Source organism: Oscillospiraceae bacterium MB08-C2-2, assembly GCA_035621215.1.
Lineage (GTDB): Bacteria > Bacillota > Clostridia > Oscillospirales > Ruminococcaceae > WRAV01.
Genome location: CP141729.1, coordinates 2,369,668 through 2,389,762, shown reverse-complemented (window position 1 = coordinate 2,389,762; position 20,095 = coordinate 2,369,668). Strand labels below are relative to the sequence as shown.

Genomic DNA, 20,095 nt, shown 5'->3' with positions numbered 1-20,095 from the left:
TTATTGGTTAAAAACTAATCCAGGTTCTTCTCCAGAGTGTTCAGCTCATCGTTGAGAGCCTTGGGCAAACGATCGCCAAACTTGCCATAGAATTCCTTGATACCGGCCACATCCTCTTTCCAAAGGGCACGGTCAACGTTCAGCAGACCCTTAACGGTATCCAGATCGATTCCCTCAAGGCCTTCGAGGTTGATATCCTCAGCCTTAGGCTCAAAGCCGATGGGGGTTTCAACAGGCTCAGCCTTGCCTTCGCAGCGATCGATGATCCAAGAAAGCACGCGCATGTTGTCGCCAAATCCAGGCCAGATAAAGTGGCCTTCGTCATCGGTGCGGAACCAGTTGACGTTGAAGATTTTGGGAGCCTTGTCGCCCAGCTTCTCGCCCATCTCCAGCCAATGAGCAAAATAATCGCCCATGTGGTAGCCGCAGAAAGGAAGCATTGCCATAGGATCACGGCGAACCACGCCCACAGCGCCGGAAGCGGCGGCAGTGGTCTCAGAGGCCATGATGGAGCCTACGAAAACACCGTGCTGCCAGCTTCTTGCTTCATAAACCAGCGGAGCGGTCTTTGCGCGGCGTCCGCCGAATACGATAGCGGAAATCGGAACACCGGCGGGATTGTTGAATTCAGAGCTGACACAGGGGCAGTTGATCGCAGGAGCGGTAAAGCGGCTGTTGGGGTGAGCGCCGGGAGTTGTGGCAGTTTTGCCGTTCCAGGGGTTGCCCTTCCAGTCAATGGCGTTTTCGGGAGGATTCTTATCAAGACCTTCCCACCAGACAGTGTTGTTATCCTCATTGAGGACCACGTTGGTGAAGATGGTGTTCTTCTTGGTGGATTCCAATGCATTGGGATTGGATTTCACGTTGGTTCCGGGAGCCACGCCAAAGAAGCCGGCTTCGGGGTTGATTGCCCACAAACGACCATCAGGGCCAACACGCAGCCAAGCGATATCATCGCCAACACACCAGACCTTGTAGCCCTTTTTCTTGTAAACTTCGGGCGGAATGAGCATGGCCAAATTGGTTTTGCCGCAGGCAGAAGGGAAAGCAGCGCAAACATACTTCACTTCACCCTGGGGATTTTCAATGCCCAGAATCAGCATATGTTCAGCCATCCAGCCCTCGTTCTTGCCCTGATAGGAAGCAATACGCAGAGCAAAGCACTTTTTGCCCAACAGAACGTTGCCGCCGTAACCGGAGTTGATGGACCAAATGGTGTTATCCTCGGGGAAGTGGCAGATGTAGCGGTTTTCTTCATCGATATCAGCCTTGGAGTGAAGACCCCGGACAAAATCGTTGGAGGTATCGCCCAGCTGGTCAAATGCCTTCTGGCCCATACGGGTCATGATATCCATGTTGAGCACAACATAGATGGAATCGGTCAGTTCAACGCCAACCTTGGAAAATTCAGAACCGATAGGGCCCATGCTGTAAGGGATCACATACATGGTGCGGCCCTTCATGACACCATCAAAAAGAGGGGTCAATTTGTTGTACATAACCTGAGGATCTTCCCAGTTGTTGGTGGGGCCTGCATCCTCTTTGCTGCGGGAGCAGATAAAGGTGCGGTGTTCAACACGAGCCACATCGTTGAGGGCGGTGCGGTGCAGAGTACAGCCCGGAAGCTCATCCTGATTCAAAAGGTGAAGCTCGCCCGAATCCAATGACTGCTGACGCAATTCGGTAAGCTGGCTTTCACTGCCATCGATCCACACTACATGATCCGGCTTGACCAGCGCTTTCATTTCCTCAACCCAATTAAGGACATTCTGATTTTTGGTCATTAAGAGACGCTCCTTTCTATTTGGCAAAACATAATACAACGGTTTAGGCGGGTTCTTAAAAAACATCATGACAAGACATCATGTTTTTCCCTTTAAGCAAATTTTGCATTAAAATACATAAATTCCTGCATATTTAAAAAAAGCGCCAAACAACCGCTTCTTTCCTGCTAAATAGGCTTTGCTGCACGAAATTTTATGCCCAGAAATATATGATATCCTATATAAAAAGGCAATAGAACCAGCATTTTCAGCACATCTCAGAACACCAACTGTCTGATATAAGCTATGGGTGCTGTGACCCACTCTTAAAATCGAATTCCCCCACTTATAACATTATACCTGAACAAATCCTGCATTTCAAGAGCTTTTGGATATGATTTTTATATGATTTTTGCAATTTTTTAGATAGCTTCCATCTTTCACTGTTGAGCTGCCACCGGTTGATCCACCGACTGGCTGGCAGTGCCGTTGAGAGACATATCCCCCACAACGCCAGCCTGAGCCTCATAAAAGGCCTGTGCGCCGATCATGGCGGCGTTATCTCCGCAAAGAGAAAGGGGCGGAAAATACAGAGAAAAGCCCTCCTGCTTGCAGGCACGGGTCAGGCTGGCCCGCAAACCGGAGTTGGCACATACTCCCCCGGCCGCCACCAAAGTGGTGGCCCCCACCTCCTTAGCCGCCGCTATAAAGGTGCCGGTGAGAATCTCCGAAACCGTCTTCTGGAAAGAAGCCGCCAGTGAAGGGGTATCCAGCTGCTCTCCCCTCTGCTCAGCCCGGTGCAGCAGGTTAATAACCGCTGTTTTCAGCCCCGAAAAGCTGAAGTCATAAGGGCTGCCCTCTACATGAGGACGGGGCAGGCTGTATTTTTCAGGATCGCCGGTGAGAGAAAGCTTGTCCAGATGAACCCCGCCGGGATAAGGCAGGCCCATGGCCCGGGCGGATTTATCAAAGGCCTCCCCCGCTGCATCATCCCGGGTTCTGCCGATAACCCGAAAGCGGGTGTAATCCTCCACCATAATAATGTGGCTGTGCCCCCCCGAAACCACCAGACACAAAAAGGGCGGTTTCAGCTCTGGGAAAGCCAGATAATTGGCGGCAATATGCCCCCGGATATGGTGCACCGGAATCAGGGGCTTGCCGGCGGAAAGGCAAAGGCCCTTGGCAAAATTCACCCCCACCAGCAAAGCACCGATGAGGCCGGGGGCACAGGTCACCGCCACCGCATCAATTTGGCGCAGAGAAAGGGCCGCCTGTGAAAGGGCGGCCCCGGTAACATCCACAATGGCTTCTGCATGGCGGCGGGAGGCGATTTCTGGAACCACTCCGCCATAGAGCCGATGCTCGGGAATCTGAGAGTTGATTACACTGGAAAGAACCCGCCGGCCATCCTCCACCACAGCGGCGGCCGTTTCATCACAGGAGCTTTCAATGGCAAGTATCTTCAAAGCTGCTGCCTCCTTGCATATTCATTCACAATTTACGGGTCAGGAGCAGAGCATCCTCCACCGGGTTCTGGTAATAACCGGTGCGCCGCCCTGCCTCTTCAAAGCCATAGGCCTTATAAAGGGCAATGGCCGCTTCGTTGGAAGGCCGCACCTCCAACGTGAGAAAATTCAGGTCATTTTCCTCACCATAGCACAGCATATCCTCCAGCAAAGCCCGGGCCACTCCCTGGCGGCGCAGCTGGGGGAAAACGCCTATATTGGTAATATACCCCTCATCGATAATATGATGCATCCCCATATAACCGGCCAGCTCCTCTCCCAGATAAGCCACACGAAACACGGCCATCGGGTTGGAGAGCTCCTCCACCAGCGAATCTAAACTCCATGGGGCGGAAAAGCAGGCTTTTTCCAGCTCTTCCACTTTCTCAACATTTTCCACCGACATCGCAGAAATGCGTATTCGGGGTTCGGGTGTATCCATTTGTCCTCTCCTTCGTTAAAATCTCTGTATGCCCTTTGAGGGCCTTTGTGTGTTTTACTTTTTCACCCATAAAAAGCTTATGTATACATTTGGGGCTTTCTAATGGGGGTGCTCAAACACTCTGGGGGTTGCTCCCTATTGGGAATCATGCAGACACCAAAAGCATGAGAGCAGCATCGCCGCATCCTAAAAAATTATATGTATTTTCGAGATGATTGTTTTTATTGTATCACATTTGAGCGAAAATTCAATAGAGGAATCCCTTCCCCCTCCCAGTTGGTCCTTTCGCTAAACGGCCAAGGAATGCAGGGGTTGGGGCCTTTCAACATCCGCACCTGTAATGCATAGAATAAAGAGAGTCTTTAGAAAGGAGCTGCACCCATGACCTATTCTCAAATTATAGAAGATATTGCCCGTCAGGGCGGTATTCTCAGCGATGTATTTGAAACCTGTCATCGCGGAGGTGGCTGCTGCAAGCCTTGTTGTAAGCCTTGCTGCAGACCTCGGCCGTGTCCTCCGCCCTGCCCTCCTCCGCCATGTCCTCCGCCCAAACCGCCTTGTCCGCCTAAACCCCCTTGCTCTCCCTGTATGCCTCTTTCCCTCTTTATAGAATCTCAAAAGGAAGAGCTCGAAGAAGAGGAATAACCCTCTTGCGGCCAAGGCTGCACCAAAAAAGCATAAAGCACACACTTTCCCGCCGGTGAATTGGATTTTATGCCGCTTCACCGGCGGCGTATTTTTGGAGGCTTCGCCTCTTTCGTCGGGCCTAGCTTGCTGAAAAATTCAGCCTTTGCACTCGATGGCGGAGGCTTTGCCTCTTTTGTCAGGCTTAGCCTGCTGAAAAATCCAACCTTTGCACTCAATGGCGGAGACTTCGCCTTTTTCGTCGGGCTTAGCTTGCTGAAACATTCAGCCTTTGCACTCGATGGCGGAGGACAGCACTCATTGGAAATCTCTTAAGTGGTTTTTCTTTGCGTACTTTCTTTTATCAAAAAGAAAGTACGTTTTTCTTTGTGTACTTTGCTTTTTTCAAAAAGAAAGCAAGTTGATAATAAAGAGAAAATGGTGTAAAATGAAAAAGATCGAATAAAACGCATGAGAATGAGGTAATTATGACAGTTTATTATATCAATCTGCTGCTGATTCTGGGACTGGCCTGGCCTCTTTGCATCTATAAGCCCAGCCGGGTGAAATCGGGTATCTACTTGGCAGTGAATTTTGCCTACATGTGGTTTATTGCCACCTTTCGCTATGGGATCGGCTTTGACTATGAATCCTACATTAAAATCTTCCAAGATATCAAGGCCGCCGAGGGCTTCTCGGGTCTGCTGAACCAAGGGCCTGAGCTGGGCTTTACACTGCTGACCAAGGCAATGGCCTTTTTTGTACCCAATTCTCTGGTGATGTACGGCATTTATGCCGCCTTGATTTTGATTCCCATTGCTGTTTTTATTTATCTCTGGTGTGACAACAAGTGGCTTTCCACTTGGCTCTTTGTAACCCTTACTTTTTTCTATACCAGTATGAATTTTATTCGGCAAAGCCTTGCTTGCAGCATTGTAGCCCTTTCCTACGGCTTTCTCCGCAGCAAAAAGCCCATTCCCTATTTTGCCATGATTCTGCTGGCGGCAACCTTTCACAAAACAGCACTGATTATGATTCCGGTTTATTTTGTCTGCCATTTGAAGCTGGGCAAAAAACTGGGCATCCTGTATGGAAGCATGACCGTGCTGCTTTACATCTTTTCTGAAACCATTTTGCAGCTGGTCACCCGCTTTGTTTTCACTTATTATAAGGATTCGGTTTATGTAACAGCTTTCAGCCCTGTCTTTTTGCTGATTCCTTTCACCATCTTCGGGGCCTGCCTGGCGCTGTGGCCGATCTGGCAGAAGCGTGACCCGGATAGTACTGTGCTTATGAACCTGATGTTGTACAGCGCCATAATCTGGCTGTTTATCACCCGCCACTTTATTTTGGAGCGGCTTTCCATGTATGTATATATCTTTGCACTGGTAGCGGCACCCGCTGCTTTGAGCTGCCTGCTGGCCTCCCCCGAGGAATATGCCCTGCGGGATGAGCTGCGCCAAGGAACCGATAAAAAGCCGGGTAAAGAGGCTTTGGCCAAGCTGAAAAAGCTTAACCAATCCATCAGCGATCACCAAAAGTATTATTGGAGCGCTGTGGTGGCTCTGGTCTTTCTCACGCTGTGTTACAATGAGTTTGGCTCCCATGTCAACGGGTTCCACAATGTGTTTCCCTATCAATCGGTGCTGGATTGGCTGGGCGGCAACGGAGCGCCTACACCCTTCAACTAAACAGATAAAGGCCAAGAAGCTGTCTTGCTTCTTGGCCTTTTTGATTGCCGGCTTATTGTAACGTCTATCCGTCAAGCCTACAGATCACGGTGGTGTTCCCATGCTCCTCCACCAGCTTGAGCAACTCCTCAAAAGCAAGAAAAACCGTTGCCGTGTTTTCCATGGGATGAATGCCGATGGTTTGCCCCACCAGCTTTTGATCCAACACCAGCGTAACATTTTTCTCCCCGTTGTTCAGGATGCCCACCGGGGTAACATGCCCCTTTTTCAAGGCCAGAAGCTCCCACAGCTTTTCTTCACTGGCAAAGCTCAGCTTTCGGCTGGGAATGCGCTGGCTCAGCTGGGCCAGATTCACCGTATGCTCCCCCGCCACTGTAACAAGGTAGTAGTTCCTTTTTTTGTCATCCCGCAGGAAAAGGTTTTTTACAATTCTCTCGGTGTGGGGAATATTACAGCCTGCCAGCTCCTCCATGGTGAAAACCGCAGGATGCTCATAGCTTTCATGGGGAATGCCCCGCTGCTCCAGCAAAGCGTAAAACTCGCCCTTATTCAACTCGCTTTTCCACTCCTATTTGGATGATTTATAAATATTATACGATTTGTTTAGGAATTCCTCCGCTTTTTTCCGGTCAAGGCCCCGCAAGATGTGGCACATCCGCCCTTCTGCTACTGTAAAGATGTGGCAGTCGCACCGATCCTTTCGCCGCTGCATCAGGCTTTGGCGGTTTTCAATCAGGATCACTCGGCGGGCTGGAATTACTACAGTGTGTAGATACATCCCCGCTGAATAACGTATAGTATAATTTTCTCCATCAAAAGCAAGGCCGCCCGTTCTGTAATCCATGACCCGGATGATAAAGAAATACAGAACCGGCACCAGCCCCATCAGGCCGAGAAACAGAACAAACTCCCACCAATCGGGGAACAGCAGCCTTGCCAACCCCATCACCGCCGGGATACCAATCCCCAAAGCCAGCGGCAAAGCCAAGAAGCGGAGGATGCCTCCCTTGGCCGGAGCGAGCTGGCGGGGTATCGGCTCCATCTCCCACAAAAGCAGCTTCAGGTTGGCGGCAAAGTCTTTTTTGTTTTCAGCGGGCATCAGGCAGGCAATATCATCCTTGTACTTTCCGTATCCTATCGAATAAATATACAAAGAGTAAATCTTCAAAAACTTGCTGGTCAGACTTTGCCGAATATCCAGAAAATTGATACGCCGGGTGGAAAAGGCATATTCCCGGTGGGTAAACTCGCCCCCGGCAATTTTCAGCAGCTCCCCGCTGCGGCGCACGTTGAAGTTTTTATACCGCAGAAAAGTGATGGCAAACCCCACCACCCACCCGAAAAGAAGAGCGTAGGCCACAGCGGCGGCGGCAGGCGGAATGCCAAAGGCCAAGGTTCGGGCGGTGGTTTCCCACGTATCCACCAGCTGCTGGGAAAACTCCGCTCCCACCAGTTTGCCTGACTGGGAGATAAGCGTGGCAATGAACACAATGCCTGCCAGCGAATTGGAGGTCAAAAAAGCCAGTGCCAGAACCGAGGTGGTGCGAGGAGTATAGCGGCGCACCATGGCCTGTTCCTCCCCTGCGTGCAGAGCCATGGCCCTTTCGGCGGTATCCCGGTGAACCAAAACGATAAAGTCCGCCTCCCGGCTGCCGCCGCCCAGTGTATCCATCCGCAGCCGCACAGCCCGGAATGGCCGCAGGTAAAAGGAATGGATGGCTGAAAGGGTGACGATACTGCCCAAGGGAACCAGCACCCTTTTGCGCACCAGCGCACCGGAATCGATTTCCAAGTGTTCCCCCTCATAGCGATACACCAGCGCTCTCCATTGCAGCACCGAAAGCCCCACCATAACCAACACCACCAGCACATCCACCCAAGCGCCCCGCAGCCATCCGGTAAGGCCCCCTTGAAAGGCGGCCAGCAACCCACGAATCACTGAGATGATGATCAGATATAGGAATCGCCGCAGATTCACCACAATGGTGATGGGATGCGCCCGAAAGGTCAAAGAAATCACCTCCGCTTGTGGTTTGGTTGGTGGCTGAGGGCGGCGGGCGTCTGCGCCTTGCGCAGCAGCGGGCAAAGCCCGCCGATCCCGAAGATGCAAAGCATCTTCGGGATACGCCCGCCTACCTTGCCTGAGATGAAGGGAACAGAGCCCGGTTGAGGCTTTCAATTTCCTCCAGCCGCAGGCCGGGAAGCATCATTCTGCCCCCCGCCGCCACCACCAACACCGAGCCGATCTTCCAAAAGCTGCCCAAGGGATTCATATACAGGGAGGTATACCGGACACTGCGCAAAGGCATGCGCAAAACCCGGCGGTAGAAAACCCCGCTGTGCTTCACCAGCTGCCCCTCCGCTATGGTATAAGAAAGCCGGTGGTATTTGGCGGGCAGATAAAAAAAGTACATAAACAAGAAGCCTGCTACCCAAAGGCCGGTCACCAGCAGCCATGGCACTGAACGAGGCTGGAAAAACAGCGCCGAAAGAAAGGCCGCCACAAACCCCGGCAGCAGAAGATACAGCCGCCAAATGGTGAGCATTGCCGGGTGAGGACGCTTCATAATCCAGTTCCTCCTTTCAGGTGCGGGCCATTTAAATGAGCATGATGTGTTTGTGCCTTGTCAGGAGGGCAAGCCCTTCATGGTTAAGGAAATGCGGCCTTTTTTTGCATCCACGCCCATAACCTTCACCTTCACAATATCCCCCACGCTGACTGCATCCAGCGGATGCTTCACAAACTTATCCGCCAGCTGGGAAATGTGCACCAAGCCATCCTGATGCACGCCGATATCCACAAAGGCGCCGAAATCCACGATATTCCGCACTGTGCCGCTGAGAATCATTTCCGGCTGCAAATCGGCAATTTCCAGCACATCGGAGCGCAGAAGAGGCGGCGGGAGCTGGTCACGAGGGTCACGCCCCGGCTTTTGCAGCTCGCTGATAATATCCTCCAGAGTGGGAACACCTACTCCCATTTCTTCGGCCAGCTTTTCCAGTCCCAAGGCCTTGGCCTTGCCGGTGAGCCCTGTGAGGCTGCCCGCCCGGACACTCTCCAGTGTATAGCCGCACTTTTCCAACAGAAGCTTTGCCGCCTTATAGCTTTCGGGATGCACAGCGGTGTTATCCAGTATGTTGGGGCTTTCCTTCACCCGCAGGAACCCGGCGCACTGCTCAAAAGCCTTTTTGCCCAGCTTGGGCACCTTGAGCAGCAGCTTGCGGTCGGTAAAGCGGCCGTTTTCCTCCCGATAGCCCACGATGTTTTTGGCTACGCCTGCATTGATGCCCGCTACATAGGCAAGCAGCGAGTGAGAAGCAGTGTTGAGATCGACCCCCACGCTGTTTACGCAGGCCTCCACCACACCACCCAAGGAATCATCCAGCCGTGCGGGGGGCATATCGTGCTGATATTGGCCTACACCGATGGCCTTGGGGTCAATCTTAACCAGCTCGGCCAGCGGGTCTTGAATGCGGCGGGCAATGGAAACGGCACTCCGCAAAGAAACATCAAATTCGGGGAACTCTTCCGCCGCCAGCTTAGAGGCGGAATACACCGAGGCACCCGCCTCGCTGACTACAATGTAAGAAAGCTCGCCGCCAATTTTTCCAATTAGTTCCACCACAAACAGCTCGGATTCCCGGGAGGCTGTGCCATTGCCGATGGAGATCAGGCTAACACCGTGCTTTTGAATCAGTCCGGTGAGAACTCGAGTGGCCTCTTCTTTTTTATTCTGGGGAGGTGTGGGATAGACCACTGTGGTATCCAGCACCTTGCCGGTGCCATCCACTACGGCAATTTTACAGCCGGTGCGATACGCCGGGTCAAGACCCAGCACCACCCGATCCTTCACCGGAGGCTGCATGAGCAGCTGGTGGAGGTTGGCGGCAAACACCTTGATGGCAGCTTCTGCGGCTTTTTCAGTGAGCTGGCCCCGCACCTCGTTTTCCAGCGAAGGGAAAATCAGGCGGGCAAAGGCATCCTCACAGGCGGCCAGCAGATACGGGCGGCAGGGGGATTCGCCTTTAATAAGCTGGGGGATCATCTGGGCAAGGCATTTTTCCTTATCCACCTCAAGGCTCACCTTGAGGAAACTATCCTTCTCGCCCCGGTTGATGGCCAGAATCCGATGCCCCGGCAATTTATTGACCGGCTCGCTGTATTCATAGTACATGGTATAAACGCTGTCCTGCGCCTCTTTGGCGGCTTTGGTGGATAGAATGCCCTCCCGGAAAAACAAGGCCCTCAGGCGCTTGCGCAGCTCGGCATCGTCCGAAAGACCTTCGGCGATGATATCCATGGCCCCGGCTAAGGCCTGTTCCGGGGTTTCCACCCCTTTTTCTTCACTTACATAAGCCTGCGCCGCCAAAGCGGGGTCAGGCTCTTTTTTCTGCTCCAGCAGAAGCTGTGCCAAAGGCTCCAGCCCCTTTTCTCTGGCCATGGAGGCACGGGTACGCCGTTTTTGCTTATAGGGACGGTAAAGGTCCTCCACCTCCACCAGCGTGGAACAGGCAGAGATGGCCTTTTCCAGCTCAGGGGTCAGCTTTTCCTGCCCCTCGATGGAGGCCAGCACCTCCCCTTTGCGCTTTTCCAGATTTTGCAGGTAGGTCAGGCGGGTGGAGAGCTCCCGCAATACATTATCATCCAGACTGCCGGTCTGCTCCTTGCGGTACCGGGCAATAAACGGGATAGTAGCGCCCTCTTCAATCAGAGCCATGGTGTTATCGACTTGCCAGCCCTGTAGAGAAAATTCCTTTGTCAGCTGCTGGGCAATATTCATTTCAAAACCTCCTAGGGATAAAGGGTATTAAACTGTTTTTCTTTGCATTCTTTCTTCTCTGCACAAAAAGAAAGCGAGGCTTCGCCTCTTTTGTCGGACTAAGGCTGTGAAAATCTTTGCCCTTGCGCCCGATAGTTATTATTTCGTGAGCTCTGTTTACAATTAGGGGAAACCCTTTTCTTTGTTACCTTTCTTTTTTTAAAAGAAAGGGTGCCCGTGCGGCACAAGCACGGTCTAAGCTTCACCGCCCACACTCCGCTGCATCCGGGCAGGGGAGGATTCCAAGGGGGGACACGCCCCCTTGGCGATTCTTTGCACACTTTCTCATCGTGGAGAAAGTGTGTGCCCCGGCGCGGCATGAGCGCCATAGTCTTAAGATCTCACTTCGTGATATTGACGAAGTCTCAATTAACGGCCTGCACCGCTTCACCGGCGGCAATGCGCTCCAGATTTGCCAATATCTGATCCATATAGGTGGTGCCGGTAAAGAACTGGGGCTCCAGATCACCGGCGGTGATAAAGAGCTTACGCACCGGGCCTTCATAAAAGCGCACCTCACGGGTACGCCCATCCTTGGCTTTATAGGCAAAGGTCATCACCGGCTCCCCTTCGGGGCGAAGGTCGGTATGCTCCCCGAAGGAAGCAGAATGAATGCCCTGATACAGGCGGCGGAACTGGTCGGCATCCACCTCTTTGCCATCCAATGTGGCTTTCAGCGCATCGCCTTCACCTGTAACGGCAAAGCTCCACTGCTTTTGGGGTATCGTGACCTGAATGGAATCCAGCTCGGTCAGCGGCATACTCACCGGGATGGTGCTCAGCAGGCTGCTGTAGGGCATCTGCACCCAAGACAATAGCTCTGTGCTGCCCATATAGATTACAGGTCTACCCTCCAGCATGAAGTAAAGTGCACCGGATTCCGCGGGGCGAGAAGCCTTAACCACCACAGAGGTTCCATCCTCAAGGCTGAGAGTCAGGGTGGCGTAAGGCTCCTTGAGGCCAAGGGTTTCCAGCTGGGTTTCGGAAGGCCGCACCGCCGCAACACCTTCTGCGGTAATGGAGGTGGCGGACTGCAAAAGATTAATGGCGGTGCTACTGATTTTATAGCGCACCGGTGCTGTCATAAAGAAGGTGCTGGTTCCGCTTTCATCGAGCTGAGTGGAAACCTCCACCGTCGCTTCCCGCTCTTCCCCGCTCAGTACAGCAGCAGAAAAAGCAGGCGGATTGGTGGGATCTTCTACAGCAGAAGCCACAAGACTGACATAATCGGTGGGAGCACGGTTAGCAAAAGAAAGAGAGTTAGCGGCCACCAGATACACCGGGGATTGCCCCTCTACTGAAACATAGACCCCTTCGTTTGCCGGAGCTTCGTTTCCGATGTTGAGGGTAACATCCGTTTGCCCTTCCACAGAAAGAACCACACGCACAGGAGGATTTTGCAGGCCGTATTTGCTCAGATCTCCGCCTTCCTCCGATACTACCAGCTTAACCGGGATCGCCGCTGCCGCAGTGCGGGATTGGCCCAGCAAATCGTTGTTGAGTGGGATATCACCCCAGTTTTCCAGCGTAAAGGCACCCTCTGCGTCAGCCGCAAGGCGAAAGCTGGCCTGCCCCTGCTGGATGGTAATGGCTTTGATCTGGTCGGCCTGAACATTCCCCGCCACATACCGGGTTTCCTCAGCGGCTTCCTCGGGCTGGGGATTCTGGGCCAAAAACAGCCACAGCCCCCCCAGTGCCACCAGCAGAATTACACCGGCAATAAGCGCTCGGATTTGTTTCTTCATAGCTTAGCGATGCCTCCTGCGCAGCCAAACGGTGATGCCCGTGATCAGAAGCCCCAGCGGGATGACCACAATCAGCACCAGCGAAATCAGAACCACCTGCAAGAGGGTGATGCCCAAGGTCTGGCCACCCAAGGATTTGGATTCCAGCACCAACGTGGTTTCACGGCGTGCCAGCTCATTGATCACATTCAGGAAATAGCTGGAGTTTGAGAAATAGGATTGCTCCAGCAATGCCTGATCCACCGCCACGGTGGAAGTGCAGACCATCACAGTGGAATACCGGGGCGTTTCACCGGGATAGCTCACCCGCTGGCCCATGGCCAGAGCCGGAATCGAGCGGCCTGTAGCGGCAGACTGTGGCTGCCAGTCGGCACCCGCATCCAAGGGCTGGGCAACCGCTGTATTGGCAAAGGCAAGCAGCACCTGTGTGCCGATGTTGTTCTGCTTTTCAAAGGCAATGCTCATGGGGCGTGCATAAGGAACAGAGGCATAGATATTGCTGGCCGCCCCTTCCTCCGAGGCTTTGCCGTTGATATAATCCACAAAGGAGAAATAAGGGGACTGAATGGCCCGGTTCGCATCGGTCTGATAAACCACACCCGGCTCCAGCTGAAGCCCCCACTCAGCCAGAAAGGCCTCCAGATTGGGCAGCTCAGGCTGCTCGGGGCTGGCAAAATAGAGAAGGGTTTTATCCCGGTCGGTGCCGCCCTCCAAAAAGGCATCCAGCTTTTGGAGCTGCTCGGGGGTATAATCCAGCTTGGGGCCTGCAATTACGGCGATATCCGCATCGGCAGCCAAATCTTCTGTGATCAGGTTCTGCTGGGCAACGGTATAGTTATTCAGGGTCAGCAGGCTTTCCAGAGAACCCAGCTCGGTTTCGTTGTGGCCGGTGAGCAGCACAGCCTTTCCGGTCTGGCCGCTGGTTACCCGCAAAATGGCAGAGGTTACCGTCTGCTCGGCCTTAGAGGCTGTGATGTAGGTGCCGCCCATGCCATAGTAGGAAGATTCCACATTGAAAAGATCATAAGGGGAAAGAGACTGGCGGCGGTCTTCACAGGCCACAATCACGCTGTTGGAGCCAATCTGCAAATCCGGGAAGTTGGAGACAAAGTTGGGGTCTTCCCGGACGATATCCACATATTGCAGCTTGATTTTTTCGGGGTTCAGGCGCTGATAATTGCGCAGAACCTCGTTGGCTTGGGTGTAATATTCATTGACAGCGGCAAAGTTTTCCTCGGTGTTGAGAACGTATATCTGCACCTCTTGCTCGAGGTCGGAAATATACTCCTTGCTCTGCTGGGAAAGAGTGAACATTTTGGTGGGGGTTAAATCCATATAAAGGGCATACCGGTCGGATAAAATGGTGGTGACACCGTTTACCGCTACCAAAACGGCAATAAACAGGAGTGTCACCGCAGAGGAAAGCATCCCCTGACGGAACCGGCGGCTTTTAAACAGGCTTGTATTCATCTGCTTTGTTTCCTCGCTTTCATTGCGGCCGAAAAAGGCGGCGGGGTTTCCCCCAAGGCCAATTCCGCAGCAAAAGGCTTTTTGCTGCGGCAAGCGGGCTTTCGCCCGCTTTGTCCCGGCCTGCGCCGGGAAATTGGCCGGCCAACCCTTTCCGGCGCTCTCCTAAACAAAATGGTTGGCTGGAAAATCAGCTCCAGCGGCGGCGCTCAAAAACCCGGACTGTTAAAAACAGAAAGAGCGCACAAACACTCAGGAAAAACACCACATTGGAAAGGTCAAAAATGCCTGAGGTAAAATCTGTATACCGGTTGTTAAAGGAAAGAGCCACCATGATTTTGCTTAGCACAGGATTCTGCACCACAGAGGCAAGGGAATCCACAATAATCAGCACAAGGCCGCTGGCAAAGCCGCCGATGGCGGCAATCATCTGGTTCTCGGTCAGAGCGGAAATAAAGGCGCCGATGGAGGTCAGAGCCATGCCCATCAGCAAAAGTCCGGTGAAGTTCCCCACAATCTTGGCCCAATCCGGCCGGGCAAAGGAGGCGATCACCAAGGCAAACACAATGGTAATGGCAAGGCCCATGATGAATACAATCAATGCGGCCAGAAATTTACCCATAACCATACCCGGCAGGCTCACCGGGGCAGTCAGCAGGGCCTGATCGGTTTTATACTTCTTATCCTCGCTGAACAGGCGCATGGTCAACAGCGGGATGATAAACAGCACAATGGTGAACATGCTGGAAAAAACCACCGAAATATCCGTGGAATTTTGATACAGGGTTCCGGCAAAGAAAAAATACCCGGAAAAGACATAAAATACGGCTAAAAAAACATAGCCCAAGGGCGAACGAAAATAGGAGCTTAGCTCCCGGCGCAGTATGGCACTCATTGAGCCTCACCTCCATCGTTTTCTGAATCAGCTTCGGGCAGGTCTGCCTGTATGTCTTCCTCGGCTTCAGGGGCATCTTCCGAAGCAGAAGGCTCTTCCCCTTTTGTAAGCTGGAGGAAGATATCCTCAAGGCTCATATCGTTGGAGCGCAGTCCCAGCAAAGGCCAGTTTTCTTTAGCCAGCCTTGTGAACAGCTCCCGGCGCACATCCTGTTCCTTCTCCGACTCCAGCAGGAACTCAAAGGCACCCGGTTCCTTTTCGCCCAGCTTGTCCACTTGAAGCATGTGGGGCAAGCCGGTCAGCAGGGCGTATACCTTTTTCTCCGGGCCTGCAATGCGAACAGTGAGGCGGTGATCGGTGCTCATAGATTTGGAAAGGTTATCGGGGGTATCATCCGCCATGATGCGGCCCTTGTTGATGACAATAACCCGCTGGCAGGTGGCCTGCACCTCCGGCAGAATGTGGGAAGAAAGGATAATGGTATGCTTTTCCCCCAGCTCCTTGATCAGGCCTCTAATTTCGATAATCTGCTTGGGATCAAGGCCCACGGTGGGCTCATCCAGAATCAAAAGCTGTGGATTGCCCAGCAGAGCCTGCGCCAAGCCAACACGCTGGCGGTAGCCTTTTGAAAGGTTGCGGATCATGCGGTTAAACACATCGGTAATCCCCACCTTTCCGGCGATTTCCTCCAGATGCTGGCGGCGAGGGAGCTTGACCTTTTTCAGGTCAAACATAAAGGTAAGATACTCCCGAACCGTCATATCCAAATACAGAGGGGGCATTTCGGGCAGATAGCCGATTTTGGCCTTTACCTTTTGGGGGCTTTCCAGAATTTCATCTCCATCCACTGTAACGGTGCCTTCGGTGGATGAAAGATAGCCGGTGATGATGTTCATAGTGGTGGATTTCCCGGCGCCGTTTGGCCCCAGAAAGCCCAGTATCTCACCATCCTGAACAGTAAAGCTGATGTTATCCACCGCTTTCTTGTCCCCATACCGCTTGGTGAGGTTTTTTATTTCAATCATAGTGTATTTTCCTCCATTTGAGCCGGTTAGAAACGCCCGGCCGCAACTTATGTTGACAGCTTGGCCCCGGAAAAGAATCCGAGGCCTTGGCAGAAGGGCATGAGGCTGGAGAAAGGGTTAACGGGGCCCCTTCCCACGGCCTCCCCGATGGGTTTTTGCCCGTACATTCCTTATTATACCAAAGAATTCGGCGAAATTGTAAAAAAAATGAAAAAGTTTCACCAGAGTACCCCTGTATTGGGATAAATTCTTCCCCGGGGCTTGACATTTCCCCGCAGGTTGCTTACTCTTGAAAAGAAAGCAAAAGCCGGGCTTCCTGCAAAATGGCCCGGTGCATCTGTTTGAACCTGAAAAACCAATAAAAGGAGAGGTTTCCAACGTGGCAGAAATAAAAGCCTTTGGCGCTATGCGCTTCACCCCCAAGGCAGGCAAGCTTTCCGAGCTTGTGTGCCCCCCCTATGACATCATCAGCGAGGAGGAGCGCAAGGGCTATCTTGCCCGCAATCCCCACAATTTGATCCGGCTGGAGCTGCCCCGGGAGGGCTCTGATCCTTATGCACAGGCTGGCAGCACCTTGCAGGAATGGCTGGATAACGGCCTTCTTGCCTGTGATAACGCCCCTACCCTGTATATCTATCAGGAGGAATTCACCGTACTGGGCCAGCGCAAAACCGTAAAGGGCCTTTGCTGCTTGGTCAAGCTGGTTCCCTTTTCTGAGGGTGTAGTCCTCCCCCACGAGGAGACTCTTTCCAAGGCCAAGGCCGACCGCTTCAACCTGATGTGCGCCACAGGCTGCAATTTTAGCTCGGTTTATTCCCTCTATTTTGATGAGGATCGCCGCATTGCCGACCCGTTGGATGCCTTTTCTTCGGGCAATCCTGCTGTCACCTTTACCACTGATGACGGCATCATCCACCGGGTGTGGGAAATTACCGACCCGGCGGCTATTGCCGATTTGGCCGCCTCCTTTGCCGATAAGAAGCTCTACATTGCCGACGGCCACCACCGCTACGAAACCGGCCTGAACTACCGCAACCATATGGCGGAGCAGGGCGGCGACCCGAACCATGGCAGTGACTATCTGATGATGACACTGGTTGCCATGGAGGAGCCGGGCCTGGTGGTCATGCCGATCCACCGCCTTGTTCGTGGGCTGGAAAGCTTTGATGCAGAAGCGATTCTGAAAAGCTGCGAGGAATACTTTGATGTAACCCTCACCAGCGGCGATGTACAGCCCTCTCTGGACACTTTTGCAGCACAGGGCAAAACTGCCTTCGCACTATATTTGGGCGGCAGAAAATCCGCTGTGCTGGCTCTGCGGGATGCCTCCACCATGAAGGCCTTCCTGCCCGATAAATCCGAGGGCTATCAGGGGCTGGATGTGGCTGTTTTGCACATTCTGGTGCTGGAGCGCCTGATGGGCATTGATAAAGAAAACATGGCCAACCAGATCAACCTTTCCTATACACGGGATGCCGAAGAAGCTATGGCCGCTGTGGATGCCGGTGAAGCCAACTGCGCCGTGATCATGAACCCCACTAAGGTTTCCGAGATTGCACAGGTTGCGGGTGCCGGTGAGAAGATGCCCCAGAAATCCACCTACTTTTATCCCAAGCTGATTACCGGCCATTTGATGAACAAGATTTTATAACCTATTTTCTTTTTCGAAAAAAAGGAAATAGGCAAAGAAAAACCTACTTTCTTTTTCGAAAAAAAGAAAGTAGGCAAAGAAAAACCGCTTTTATTCTTTGGGGAACTTCTTCCTTGATGACAAGCTCCCTGTATAGCAAAAGGCCCTTTACTTTTATCTCCGCCAGAAGTCCGAAGGTGGTGATAAAGGTTGAGGGCCTTTTTGTGACCAAAGACAGTTTATTTTGCATCCTTATAAGCGAAGAAAAGACGCCCTCACAAAAGTGAGAGCGTTTTCTGCTGGTGACCCGTACGAGAATCGAACTCGTGATACCGCCGTGAAAGGGCGGTGTCTTAACCGCTTGACCAACGGGCCATATGAAAGGCAGGATACAGCTCAGAAGAAATATCCTGCCGGATACTATGGTAGCGGCAATTGGATTCGAACCAACGACACTCCGGGTATGAACCGAATGCTCTAGCCAACTGAGCTATGCCGCCATAAATAGCCTTTTTTCACCAAGCGAAATTAATTATACCGCACATTTTTGGACTTGTCAACTGTTTTTTTGAAGAATCCAAACCTTTTTTCTGTTTTTTCCCCGCCTGTTTCTTTAAGCCGTTTTTGGCGGCTTAAAGAAACGCTTTTCAGGGAAATAAGGCTTCTCTTTACTGCACGTTAACAGAATAGTTGGGAGCCTCTTTTGTGATATAGATATCGTGGGGGTGGCTTTCTTTCAGACCAGCACCAGTGATGCGAATAAACTGCGCCTTTTCCTGCAGCTCTTCAACGGTCTTGCTGCCGCAGTAGCCCATTCCCGCTTTGACACCGCCAAGGAGCTGGTATACACTCTCCGAAACCGTTCCTTTATAAGGCACCCGGCCTTCAACGCCTTCTGGTACCAGCTTTTTGCTGTCTTCCTGGAAGTAGCGGTCCTTGCTGCCCTCCGCCATAGCGGCCAAGCTGCCCATGCCACGGTATACCTTGAAACGGCGGCCCTGATAAATCTCGGATTCACCCGGGGATTCCTCGCAGCCTGCCAGCACAGAGCCCAGCATAACCACATTGGCTCCGGCGGCCAGCGCCTTAACCACGTCACCGGAATACTTGATGCCGCCGTCTGCAATGACCGGCTTGCCGTATTTAGCAGCCATGCAGGCCGCATCGTAAACAGCGGTGATCTGGGGCACGCCGATACCGGCTACCACACGAGTGGTGCAGATGGAACCGGGGCCGATACCCACCTTAACGGCGTCAGCGCCTGCCAGAATCAGAGCCTCTGTTGCGGCGGCTGTAGCCACATTACCTGCAATGAGAGGAATGTCGGGATACGCTTCTTTTACCCGGCGCACAGCATCCATAATGTTCTTGCTGTGACCGTGAGCGGAATCCAATACCAGCACATCCACCTGCGCCTTAACCAAGGCTTCCACACGCTCCAGAACATCAGCGGTTACACCAATGGCGGCGGCGCAGAGAAGGCGGCCGCTGCTGTCTCTGGCAGAAAGAGGATACTGAACGCCTTTTTCGATATCCTTAATGGTGATCAGGCCTTTAAGATAGCCGTTTTCATCCACTATGGGGAGCTTCTCGATTTTGCGCTTGCGCAGAATCTCCTGCGCCTGCTTCAAATTGGTGCCAACCGGAGCGGTCACCAGATTCTCGGTGGTCATGACCTCTTTAATGCGGACGTTGTAATCCTCCATAAAGCGCAGATCACGGTTGGTGAGAATGCCCACCAGCTTGCCTTGCTCACAGATCGGCACGCCGGAAATTTTGTATTTCCCCATCAGCTTATCCGCATCGTAGACAAAATGCTCGGGAGACAAAAAGAAAGGATTTACGATAACACCGTTTTCGGAACGCTTTACCTTATCCACCTCATCGGCCTGCCGCTCAATGGACATATTTTTATGGATAACACCGATTCCGCCCTCTCTGGCAATGGCAATGGCCATTTTGGATTCGGTGACAGTATCCATAGCCGCTGTCATAAGCGGGGTATTGAGGGTAATGTCCTTAACCAAAATCGTTTTTAGATCCACCTGGCTGGGAACGATATCCGATTCAGCGGGTATCAGCAGGACATCGTCAAAGGTTAAGCCCTCTTTGGTAAACTTTTCATTGAAATTGGTATTGAGCATAAATTTCTCCTCCCTTTTTTTATGCGGCTCTTGTGGCCTACAGCGGTTTTTCCTTTAGCTATGACCTTTCAATACCCCGAAAGGACGAAAAGGGTTTAAAGAAAACCTGTGGCCTTGGCCACAGGATCAATCCGGTATTCCACAAACACTCCGGCCAGAGAAATTCCTTCCCCTGCCGACGGTCGGCTTGGTGGTAACCCCTATAATAGCATGTTCTCCGGCGCTGTGCAACCGTTGTTTAGGCCTTTTGAGCATCTTCGTAAATGTCCACTACCGGAGCACACATATGGGTGAAAACTTATGGCAAATTGACACCTCATGGCTCTTGCAAGCCTGCGCTCGAG

The 20,095-nt window shown here is 52.5% G+C and carries 15 protein-coding genes and 2 tRNA genes; 3 read left to right on the top strand and 14 right to left on the bottom strand.

Annotated elements, in window-relative coordinates:
- Window positions 1–14: 14 nt before the first annotated feature.
- From U6B65_10675 to rimI, 3 genes are all read right to left on the bottom strand, one after another.
- A complete protein-coding gene (locus U6B65_10675) occupies window positions 15–1,784 on the bottom strand; it encodes a phosphoenolpyruvate carboxykinase (GTP) (GenBank protein WRS26794.1) in 1,770 nt (589 codons plus the stop codon).
- 419 nt (window positions 1,785–2,203) lie between these two features.
- Window positions 2,204–3,229 carry a tRNA (adenosine(37)-N6)-threonylcarbamoyltransferase complex transferase subunit TsaD gene (gene tsaD / locus U6B65_10670; GenBank protein ID WRS26793.1) on the bottom strand — a complete coding sequence of 342 codons (1,026 nt, stop codon included), beginning with the start codon at window positions 3,227–3,229 and terminating at the stop codon, window positions 2,204–2,206.
- Window positions 3,230–3,254: 25 nt separating this feature from the next.
- Complete coding sequence (rimI, locus tag U6B65_10665) at window positions 3,255–3,710, bottom strand: ribosomal protein S18-alanine N-acetyltransferase (GenBank protein WRS26792.1); 456 nt, start codon at window positions 3,708–3,710, stop codon at window positions 3,255–3,257.
- A 714-nt stretch (window positions 3,711–4,424) separates the two neighbouring features.
- On the opposite strand from rimI, the gene U6B65_10660 reads away from it, so the two are divergent.
- Window positions 4,425–4,670 carry a hypothetical protein gene (locus U6B65_10660; GenBank protein WRS26791.1) on the top strand — a complete coding sequence of 82 codons (246 nt, stop codon included), beginning with the start codon at window positions 4,425–4,427 and terminating at the stop codon, window positions 4,668–4,670.
- Between the two features lie 152 nt (window positions 4,671–4,822).
- Window positions 4,823–6,025, top strand: coding sequence for an EpsG family protein (locus tag U6B65_10655; GenBank protein WRS26790.1), 1,203 nt, complete (start codon window positions 4,823–4,825; stop codon window positions 6,023–6,025).
- Window positions 6,026–6,089: 64 nt separating this feature from the next.
- Here the strand turns inward: U6B65_10655 and U6B65_10650 are convergent, their stop codons facing one another.
- The 8 genes from U6B65_10650 to U6B65_10615 form a co-directional block, all read right to left on the bottom strand.
- The gene (locus tag U6B65_10650) at window positions 6,090–6,578 is read right to left on the bottom strand and encodes a prolyl-tRNA synthetase associated domain-containing protein (GenBank protein WRS26789.1); all 489 of its coding nucleotides are present in this window, start codon (window positions 6,576–6,578) and stop codon (window positions 6,090–6,092) included.
- 15 nt (window positions 6,579–6,593) lie between these two features.
- On the bottom strand, window positions 6,594–8,036 hold the full coding sequence (locus tag U6B65_10645; GenBank protein WRS26788.1) for a PH domain-containing protein: 1,443 nt from the start codon (window positions 8,034–8,036) through the stop codon (window positions 6,594–6,596).
- Between the two features lie 121 nt (window positions 8,037–8,157).
- Window positions 8,158–8,592 carry a PH domain-containing protein gene (locus U6B65_10640; GenBank protein ID WRS26787.1) on the bottom strand — a complete coding sequence of 145 codons (435 nt, stop codon included), beginning with the start codon at window positions 8,590–8,592 and terminating at the stop codon, window positions 8,158–8,160.
- A 60-nt stretch (window positions 8,593–8,652) separates the two neighbouring features.
- Complete coding sequence (locus U6B65_10635; protein ID WRS26786.1) at window positions 8,653–10,806, bottom strand: Tex family protein; 2,154 nt, start codon at window positions 10,804–10,806, stop codon at window positions 8,653–8,655.
- Between the two features lie 404 nt (window positions 10,807–11,210).
- Entirely contained in the window at window positions 11,211–12,590 is a 1,380-nt protein-coding gene (locus tag U6B65_10630; GenBank protein ID WRS26785.1) for a DUF4340 domain-containing protein, read from the bottom strand.
- Window positions 12,591–12,593: 3 nt separating this feature from the next.
- Window positions 12,594–14,153: a GldG family protein gene (locus U6B65_10625; GenBank protein WRS26784.1), complete on the bottom strand. Its 1,560-nt coding sequence runs from the start codon at window positions 14,151–14,153 to the stop codon at window positions 12,594–12,596.
- 94 nt (window positions 14,154–14,247) lie between these two features.
- Window positions 14,248–14,952 carry an ABC transporter permease gene (locus U6B65_10620; protein WRS26783.1) on the bottom strand — a complete coding sequence of 235 codons (705 nt, stop codon included), beginning with the start codon at window positions 14,950–14,952 and terminating at the stop codon, window positions 14,248–14,250.
- Window positions 14,949–15,977 carry an ATP-binding cassette domain-containing protein gene (locus U6B65_10615; GenBank protein WRS26782.1) on the bottom strand — a complete coding sequence of 343 codons (1,029 nt, stop codon included), beginning with the start codon at window positions 15,975–15,977 and terminating at the stop codon, window positions 14,949–14,951. The genes U6B65_10620 and U6B65_10615 overlap by 4 nt, the downstream gene beginning before the upstream one ends.
- 289 nt (window positions 15,978–16,266) lie before the next feature.
- Between U6B65_10615 and U6B65_10610 the strand changes: the two genes are divergently transcribed.
- Complete coding sequence (locus tag U6B65_10610; protein ID WRS26781.1) at window positions 16,267–17,628, top strand: DUF1015 domain-containing protein; 1,362 nt, start codon at window positions 16,267–16,269, stop codon at window positions 17,626–17,628.
- A gap of 279 nt (window positions 17,629–17,907) precedes the next feature.
- On the opposite strand, the gene U6B65_10605 is transcribed toward U6B65_10610, so the two are convergent.
- The 3 genes from U6B65_10605 to guaB all read right to left on the bottom strand — a co-directional run bounded on the left by U6B65_10605 (window position 17,908) and on the right by guaB (window position 19,751).
- Window positions 17,908–17,982 (bottom strand) — tRNA-Glu (locus tag U6B65_10605).
- A 48-nt stretch (window positions 17,983–18,030) separates the two neighbouring features.
- Window positions 18,031–18,107, bottom strand: a tRNA-Met gene (locus U6B65_10600).
- Between the two features lie 168 nt (window positions 18,108–18,275).
- Window positions 18,276–19,751 carry an IMP dehydrogenase gene (gene guaB / locus U6B65_10595; protein ID WRS26780.1) on the bottom strand — a complete coding sequence of 492 codons (1,476 nt, stop codon included), beginning with the start codon at window positions 19,749–19,751 and terminating at the stop codon, window positions 18,276–18,278.
- Window positions 19,752–20,095 lie beyond the last annotated feature (344 nt).